The following is an 8,018-nucleotide window of genomic DNA, read 5'->3' on the forward strand; positions in this document are numbered from 1 at the left end:
CGCGGGGGATCGCCCGCGGGGAGTTCCGCCCCGTTGATCCCCGGCTTGCCGCGCAAATTTTCCTGGGGGCGCTGGGCGCCCTCTGCCTCCCGCTTTTCCTCGGCTCTCCCGGCGCACCTGCAGGCGGCGGACCGGCAGGTGCAGCAGATGCCCCCGGCTTTCCCTGCGATCTCCAGGCGCAGCTTGAGCAGGGCCTCGATCTCCTCTTCCGCGGCCTCGCGCTTTAAATCCCCCTGCAGGCCTTCATTAACTGATTAAAAATAACTGATTAAAAATCTCTAGATTTAAGATTAAGGCTTTAGATTGAGGCTTTAGATTAAGACGGTCTTGCCCAGGCAGGCAGGCCGTTTTTTATGGGAGGATGGATGCAGGAGTAATAGTGAAGAATGACGAATCACTTTGAGAACAAGACCCGACTTAATACTTCAAGGGTGGATTTCTGCCGCAGGGCAGAACCCAGGAAGGAAGCAAAAAAAGTAGCATATTATGTACGCCCGGACCAGGCGGAGTGGTTCAAGGCCCAGGTGCGGGAAAGAGGGCGCCACCAGGTCATTGACAAGGTGAAGGTGCGGCTGGTAGAAACAGAGGATAAATACTGGGCAACCCTGGTCAACTTGCAGATTGACTGCGTAAACATTCCAGAGGACCTGGTTAAGCCCAGCGCCTCGGCTGGCCCGGGGATGCGCTCTTTGCCTTCCCGGTAGGGTATAGCATCTTCGGTTCCCCGTCGGGTTACTGTTGAGGTTACAGGTCCGGGAATTCACATGACCTCAAAAGCGGTTGAGATTGGCATCCAAACACCCGAAGTTTCTTTATCCCTTACCTGGTCCTCGGGCCTCCTGGCAGCGGAAACCCTGCCGGAGAAGCTCACTTTCAAACTGATCGACGTAGCCATCCAAGAAATTCTCGGCGATCCATGTGAAGTTCCGGTAGTTATGTTGTTTACGTAATTCTGGGAAGGTGTAAATTGTGAATACTCGGCTTCCTTTTGAAATAAGAGAGGCTGTTGTTCAAGTCTGCGGGAAGGCATTTTGGCTGAAGGACCCTTTCCGTACGTTTCTTTTGAGTTGCGGGGTACCGGCAGTGATATACGATCGTTTTGCTGATGAGTCCAAATACAAGATCATCAGGCACGTCCTCGCAGAACTGGATGCGTTAGGAGAACAGGGTTTTCTGGTTCAACGAAGGATTGTCACGGAGCTTTGCAAGCTTCGCAATGTTCCTGATGAATCAGTGCCAGACCGGGATGCTGCCTTAAAAGCTTTAAAGTGGCTAAAGGAGCTTGCTCGTGGACAAAAACTTATTGTTGAAGAAGAAAGAAGTGCTGCGGAACAAAAGATTCAGGAAGCTCGCCGGAAGCAGGCTGCGCTCGCGGCCAGGGCACAGAAGATGGAGGAGCTACGAAATAGATTTACCGCGATGATTTTAGGTCGGGAAAAGCCTCAGGAGCGTGGTTATGGACTTGAAGAGCTTCTGGCCGAGCTTTTCGAGGTTCACGAGATTCCCTACCGCCGACCGTACCGCACAGCTACTGAGCAGATTGATGGTCACTTTGAATTTAAGGGCTTCGATTATCTTGTCGAGGCCCGGTGGCGATCGGATCCGCCTTCAGAGGCAGAACTTGCGGCTTTCAAAACGAAGGTTGACAAAAAAATTACAAGTACCCGAGGAATTTTTGTATCCATTGTCGGCTTTCGACCGGAGGTCGTTTTGGAATTTACCCGAGGCGTCAGTTCCAACATCGTTTTGTTTGATGGTTCGGACTTAAGTTTGATCCTTGAGGGCCACATTTCGCTTGTTGACGCGCTAGAAATTAAGATTCAAAAGGCTGCACAGGAAGGGATTATCTATTTCTCTCTGCGGGATCGTTTTCACGGAGGCTGATGATGGCTTAAAGACCGTCCAAAGTACTTGGAACAAAAACCCAAAAAGCTCGACAGACGTGGAAGCGGGCTTTTTGAAAAGACCGGGGTGGGTGTGCATGAGTCTTAAGGATCAGCTTGCTTACTGATTCGCTTCATAAGTATGTGGCTCGCGTAGATGAATATGCCGAACGGTTGGACGCTTCCCGGGCAAAGGTTAAACCCTGGTATGGATTCAGAATTCCTGTGGTAGGTAAACTCGCTCCTAATTTGATAGATTTTCCACCAGCGGCTCCCGACGCGACGCGTCTCGAGGCAATTCCTTATTGCAACCATAGGGGTGAAGAGATAGAAGGGCCTGCAGAATGGTTTAGTTTAAGTGAAGAAGAAACACTTGAGTTTGAACAATCTGTCAAAGAAGAAGTAGACTTGCTCGACGATTCGTTGCTTGAGGCATGGCCCTTTTTCGGAGTAGCTCTTGAGTATTTAACAAAGGCATTTTTGACCGACCCGTTTGGTTCTGCTCCGGAACAGCTACTTTGGCACATTACCTCGATAGAAGCGCTTTTAGGAAGGAGCGAAGACGAAGAAGTAGTCGGACCTTTAGCACGGAGGTTGAGCCGAATTTTAGGGAGTAATTCTTCACAGCGAGACAGGATTAAATATCAGTTCCACAAGTTGTATCAGGTTCGAAGTGATCTGATCCATGGAAATCCGTGGCAAGACTATTCTTCAGCTTACCTTTACGAGGCTCGAAATTTTGCTCGGCGCGCCTGCCTGTGGTTCCTTAAATTGGCTCGCGACTGCCGGGAAATAAATATAACACTGCCAAGTCGGGATGAAATTCTGAGTGGCCTTGATTCTGGTGATATTTTCGGAATCTTGTCCTAAGAAACAATTTTTCCCTGGGTGATTGCGGCTATGGAAACCCGAGCTTATAACTGGAAACGTTTTTGGTGTCCGAGAACGGGTAGGATTGATTTGTCTGACGGCGGGTATATGGTGGACCCCGATTCCGAATGGGGGCATATCTACAACCCTGACGTAGTGCCATTCGAATCTATAGCAGGCGTTCCGTGCCTGGTATTGCTTGGGGAACCTGGAATTGGGAAAACTTTTGCTATGCAGGCGGGGTACGAAGTGGTTAAGGTTACGGCAAAAGATCAAGGCGATGATATATTTTGGTTAGATTTGCGCTCATTCGGAAGTGAAGATCGCCTGGTGCGAAATTTGTTTGAGAGCACGACGTTTACACGGTGGCTAGGGGGCGAATACCGGCTACACCTTTTTCTGGACAGTTTGGACGAATGCTTGCTGAGGATTGATACGGTAGCAACCCTATTGCTTGATGAATTAAAGAAATATCCCGTTGAGCGTCTTTGTCTTCGAATTGCTTGCCGAACCGCGGATTGGCCGAATGTGTTAGAAAGGGGATTGAGAGAGTTATGGGGTGAGGAAGCGGTTCGGGTGTTTGAGTTAGCACCCCTGCGCCGGGTGGACGTGAGAGAAGCGGCGAAGGTGAATGGATTAGATCCAGATGCTTTCACAAACGAGGTTGAACGAAAAGAAGGTGTGCCGTTAGCGATTAAGCCGGTCACTCTCAGGTTCCTTCTGAATCTTTACCGGAAATATGGAAGTTTTCCCCATACGCAGACAGAACTTTACTTTTGTGGGAGCCGGTTGCTTTGCGAGGAGATTAGTGAAAGCCGTATTGCTGCGGGGTTAAAAGGAGAGCTTACTGCAGAGCAACGGATGGCAGTGGCAGCTCGCATTGCTGCTGTAACTATGTTCGCTAATCGGGATGCAATTTGGACAGGACCGGATTTTGGCGACATTCCGGAGGAAGATGTGACCATCCAGGAACTTTGTGGCGGGAAGGAAAACGTAAACGGAAACGAATTCGAGGTGACTCGAGCTGCCATCGAGGAGACTTTAGCTACTGGCCTTTTTTCTTCTCGGGGTCCTCACCGTTTAGGATGGGCTCATAAGACTTATGCTGAGTTTCTTGCTGCGCGGTATCTTGTCGAAAACAAGATGGCGGTCAAGCAGATGATGAGTTTGGTGGTTCACCCTGGTGACCCCGAAGGAAAGTTGGTACCTCAGCTTCACGAGACAGCAGCTTGGTTGGCTGGTATGAATTCAGAGATTTTCAGGCAAGTAATGGTTAAAAACCCCGAGGCATTGCTTGGAAGTGATGTGGCAACTGCTGAGACTGCCGATCGCGCAGCTTTAGTCGAAAGTTTATTAAAGCTCTTTGAGGAAGAAAAATTGATAGATTGGAATCATGGTCTTTATCAACGATATAGAAAACTAAACCATCCGGCCTTGGCTAGGCAGTTACGGCCTTACATATGTGATGGTTCAAAAAGCATTATTGTAAGGCGAGTAGCAATTGATATCGCAGAAGCCTGTGAGCTTCGAGCGTTACAAGACGAACTTGTAAATATAGCCCTTGATTCTTCGGAACCCCTATCGGTTCGGGTACAGGCTGCCTGTGGCGTTTATCGCATTGGCGACACTGATGCCAAAGCGAAACTTAAGCCGCTGGCTACCGGTAAGGTCGACGAGGATCCCGATGACGAGTTAAAAGGTTATGGCCTTAGAGCGGTATGGCCTACCTCTATGACGGTGGAGGAATTGTTTTCGGTCTTAATGCCGCCTAAGCGTAGGAATTTTGTTGGAGCCTATCAGGTCTTTATCGAACGAGAAGTCACCCCTCATTTAAAGCCGTCAGACTTACCCGTAGCGCTAAAATGGGTCAAAGAACAGCAACGTAGGCATCATCTGCCTTATTCACTTGAAAGACTTATGGATGCCATCATGCTGCGAGCATGGGAGAACCTTGAAGTGCCAGGTGTTGCGGAGGCCTTCGCCGAGGCTGCATTATCACGATTAAAGCAACACGATGCCGTCATTGAAGGGAAGCTGGATTCGCCGTTTCGCGATCTATTAGTCACTGAGGATGAAAAGCGCCGCCGGGTCTTGAAAGCGATGGTCCCATTGTTAGGGGATCCCCGAAAAGATTCGGTAATACTGGCTTACAGCCAAACACCATTACTGTTTTCGAAAGATGTCCCCTGGATGATTGAACAATTATTATCTTCAGTATCTGAAGAAGCCCAGCGTGTCTGGGTTGCGCTAATATGGGCGGCTTTTGATAGGCGTGAGCCGTACCAGTTGGACGCTATTTTTGTGGCCAGCAGAAAGAGCAGGGTCCTTGCTGAGACCTTTGAAGGGCTTTTTAGGCCGGTGGAGCTGGGCTCACCCCAAGCAGAGAAAATGAAAGCCGAGTACCTGGAGAGGCAGAAATGGGAGAGGAGAGAGCGGAAGCGACCACTTCTCAAGCCACCGCCAGGGGAAAGGATTGCTATTCTTCTTGATAGATTTGAATCCGGTGATTTGGCGGCTTGGTGGCATCTCAATTTAGAAATGACACTTGGGCCGGATAGTACTCATTACGGAAACGAGCTCGAGTCAGACTTAACAGTTCTTCCCGGCTGGAAGGGAGGGGACGATCGGACTAAAGCCAGGATTATTGAAGCTGCGAAGAAATACGTTCTGGACCAGGACCCCGAAACCCATAAGTGGCTTGGAACAAACACGTTGTATAGGCCTGCATTTGCCGGCTACAGGGCGTTGCGACTGCTTTTACAGAAGAATCCAGACTTCCTTTCTGGTTTGCCTACCGGTATCTGGAGGAAATGGGCACCTATGATCCTTGCCTATCCCATATCAAATGGTATCGGGGGCGAAGAACCGCACTATGAGCTTGTGAAAATGGCGTATCACCACGCTCCCGAAGAGACAATTAGCACTCTGTTGATTTTGATTGATAAGGAGAACGAAGAAGGTAAATACATCTACATTACCCGTAAAGTTGAGCACTGCTGGGATGACCGTTTGGCGGCCGCACTTTTAAATAAGGTAAAGGATAAGAAACTGAAACCGGAATGCATGGGCTCTCTGCTTTGCGAGCTTCTTGACCACGGAATTAAAGAGGCAAGGGCGTTTGCGGAATCGTTAGTTATTTCCTTCTCCTCTCTCGGTGGTGAAGACGAGCGTTCGAGGGCTGTCGTTGCCGCGAGCATTCTTATGCTCCATACCGAGGATGCTGGTTGGTCGGTTGTCTGGCCGACCATCCAGAAAGACCCCAAATTTGCTCACGAGGTGCTTCTACTAGTGGCGGATCGATTTGACGACCGTGCAAGTATCGGTCGCCGGCTTACTGAAGACCAGTTGGCCGACCTTTATATTTGGCTGGTCCGCCGGTATCCGTATAGCGAAGATCCTGAGCACGATGATGTTTACTGGGTGGGACCAAGAGAAAGTATCGCCGAATTTAGAGATTCGCTTCTCCAGCATCTTAAACGGCGTGGAACTTACCAGGCCTGCGAGGCAATTCGCCGGGTTATCCACGAACTGCCTCAGGTAAGTTGGCTCAAATGGTCATTATTAGAAGCGCAATCCTTAGCGCGGTATCACACCTGGGTGCCCCTTCAGCCTCATGACATACTTAGGATGGCGAAGAGCCGGGACGTTAGACTTGTGCAAAATGGCGATCAACTTCTCGACGTAATAATCGAATCCTTGAAGCGACTCGAAGCCAAGCTACAAGGTGAAACGCCTCTTGCCTTTATCCTATGGAACGAGATCATGGGGCTCTATCGACCGAAAAAAGAAAGCGAGATTTCAGATGTTATAAAAAGTCACCTTGATGAAGATCTGAAACAGAGGGGTATTATTGTTAATCGTGAGGTTGAAATCCGCCGCGGTTACGGTTCGAGCAGAGGGGAGAAAACGGATATTCATGTTGATACGGTTTTGCGAAGTTCCCACCGGGAAGCTTTTGACTCTGTCTCAGCGATTATCGAAGTAAAAGGTTGTTGGAATAGAGAGTTGAATCATGCAATGAAGACGCAACTCGTTGACCGCTATCTAAGGGATAATAGATGTCAGCATGGTCTATATGTTGTTGCGTGGTTCAACTGTGACCAGTGGGATGAAGACGATTATAGAAAACGAAATGCTCCTATGCTTGATCTGAAGGAAGCACAAAAGATTTTCGAAACCCAAGCTGCGGAATTGTCAAAGCAGGGCGTACGGGTTAGGGCTTTGGTTATCAATATGGCACTACGGTGATTCAATAATCAATTGTGGCTAAGCGGGATGCGTTGCATACTAACCCCCTGGGAGACCAGATAAACGGCATGGTAGAATGGGAGCGATAAACGAGGAAGAAAAAACCTTACCGAAACGTCAGTGGCCGCTGTGATTTTTACAATGCCACGCCCGGGGAACTTTGAAAAAGCATGGATTCTACGAGAGATACGTCATTCCTTTCCAGGAAGTTGCTTATTTTCCATCAGAAGATTTAAGTGCTCACTGCTGCAAGAGAACAGTATCGATTCTCTCCTTTTTTCTTCACTACAGCATGCCATAAGTCTCGTCCTGGGGTGCCTGCAAAACTTGGCAAGCCAGGCGAGAATGGTCGAGGACCCCGCCTCTTTAGATCTGCTGTTCCTGCAGCGGGTTAGAGGCCATCGCTTCCAACTCCCGGGGCTGACCGAGGATGGTCAACAAGATTGCCACTACTGCTCTTCTGCTGGGCGCCCAATTTTCCCTTAAGGTTCCCCTTTTGCGTTCCCGGTGCCTTCCCTTAATTCCCGGAGGCGGTGAATACTGGATCGTCCATCATGTATACATGTATACATCGCACTGGATACCAGGAATTTCGCGTTGTTCGACGAATTTTAAAACACGATTGTTAAAACAGGTATTCCTCAGGGCATATCCTGCCTGCGCCGGAAAAAAGAGATAAAAGAGGGGCGCGCAGGGAGAAAGATCGAATTAAGGAGGATGAGATTGAGGATGTCTTTCAGCAAACCCAACGCCAGCGCTGCTACCCTGACGAGGAGCCGGACCAGGGAAAGCGTCTGCCCTTTCAGCGGGCTCTGCGCCACCTGCCTGGACGGGTGCGTGGGGCTCTGCGAGGTGGGGAAGTCCGCCTACCGGGGGAAGGAGGTGCTTTATCCCCAGCCCTTTGGAAAAACCACTTCCGCTTCGGAAAAGGATTACCCCGTTGACTTCTCCCATTTCAACATCATGGGCACCGCCGCCGGCGCCGTTGGCGTCGAGGCGGACAGCGACCGCGCCATC

General features: G+C 49.7%; 5 protein-coding genes and 1 pseudogene. All 6 read left to right on the forward strand.

What is annotated here, in order from left to right:
- A partial coding sequence (locus HPY90_RS14085) for a hypothetical protein (protein ID WP_287195424.1) occupies nt 1–227 on the forward strand: 227 nt, incomplete at its 5' end.
- A gap of 159 nt (nt 228–386) precedes the next feature.
- Nucleotides 387–704 carry an anti-phage BREX system Lon protease BrxL gene (locus tag HPY90_RS14090; protein WP_287195426.1) on the forward strand — a complete coding sequence of 106 codons (318 nt, stop codon included), beginning with the start codon at nt 387–389 and terminating at the stop codon, nt 702–704.
- Between the two features lie 265 nt (nt 705–969).
- Nucleotides 970–1,884: a hypothetical protein gene (locus tag HPY90_RS14095; protein ID WP_287195427.1), complete on the forward strand. Its 915-nt coding sequence runs from the start codon at nt 970–972 to the stop codon at nt 1,882–1,884.
- 224 nt (nt 1,885–2,108) lie between these two features.
- Nucleotides 2,109–2,753 (forward strand): HEPN domain-containing protein, encoded by a 645-nt coding sequence (locus tag HPY90_RS14100; RefSeq protein WP_287195429.1) that lies wholly within the window; start codon nt 2,109–2,111, stop codon nt 2,751–2,753.
- Between the two features lie 30 nt (nt 2,754–2,783).
- Nucleotides 2,784–7,001, forward strand: a complete 4,218-nt coding sequence (locus tag HPY90_RS14105) for an NACHT domain-containing protein (protein WP_287195431.1) — start codon at nt 2,784–2,786, stop codon at nt 6,999–7,001.
- Between the two features lie 729 nt (nt 7,002–7,730).
- A pseudogene (locus HPY90_RS14110) lies at nt 7,731–8,018 on the forward strand (FMN-binding glutamate synthase family protein); the annotation flags it as partial.

The organism is Syntrophothermus sp. (assembly GCF_013314835.1).
GTDB lineage: Bacteria > Bacillota > Syntrophomonadia > Syntrophomonadales > Syntrophothermaceae > Syntrophothermus > Syntrophothermus lipocalidus.

What these genes read in the sequence shown, in the direction of transcription:
- HPY90_RS14090 (WP_287195426.1), top strand. Translation starts at nt 387, where the DNA reads ATGACGAATCACTTTGAGAACAAGACCCGACTTAATACTTCAAGGGTG.
- HPY90_RS14105 (WP_287195431.1), top strand. Translation starts at nt 2,784, where the DNA reads ATGGAAACCCGAGCTTATAACTGGAAACGTTTTTGGTGTCCGAGAACG.